The organism is Hyunsoonleella flava, from assembly GCF_004310325.1.
GTDB classification, from domain to species: Bacteria; Bacteroidota; Bacteroidia; order Flavobacteriales; family Flavobacteriaceae; genus Jejuia; species Jejuia flava.
In genome coordinates this window covers 1-416 of sequence record NZ_SIRT01000036.1, presented here as the reverse complement: position 1 = coordinate 416, position 416 = coordinate 1, and the positions used below count along the sequence as shown (strand labels likewise).

Annotated in this window: 1 protein-coding gene; it reads right to left on the bottom strand. The window is 47.1% G+C overall.

The features are described from left to right. A partial coding sequence (locus EYD45_RS16825) for a hypothetical protein (RefSeq protein WP_207303326.1) occupies positions 1 to 416 on the bottom strand: 416 nt, incomplete at both ends.

Here is a 416-nt window from a genome sequence, read left to right as displayed (position 1 = left end):
ACAGGTTGCTCACAAGCCGTTACCGAAGTGACACTACCGAAGTAGGTATCAGAATCATTATCCACCCCGATGTACCAAGTTTGACCAGGGAACTCGTTAGGATCGTTATCATCACAGTCATCTGCAGTAGGTGCCGTAAGCGAATACCCAACAGGTTGCTCACAAGCCGTTACTGAAGTGACACTTCCGAAGTAAGTATCAGAATCATTATCCACGCCGATGTACCATGTTTGACCAGGGAACTCGTTAGGATCGTTATCATCACAGTCATCTGCAGTAGGTGCCGTAAGCGAATAGCCAACAGGTTGCTCACAAGCCGTTACCGAAGTGACACTACCGAAGTAGGTATCAGAATCATTATCCACCCCGATGTACCAAGTTTGACCAGGGAACTCGTTAGGATCGTTATCATCACA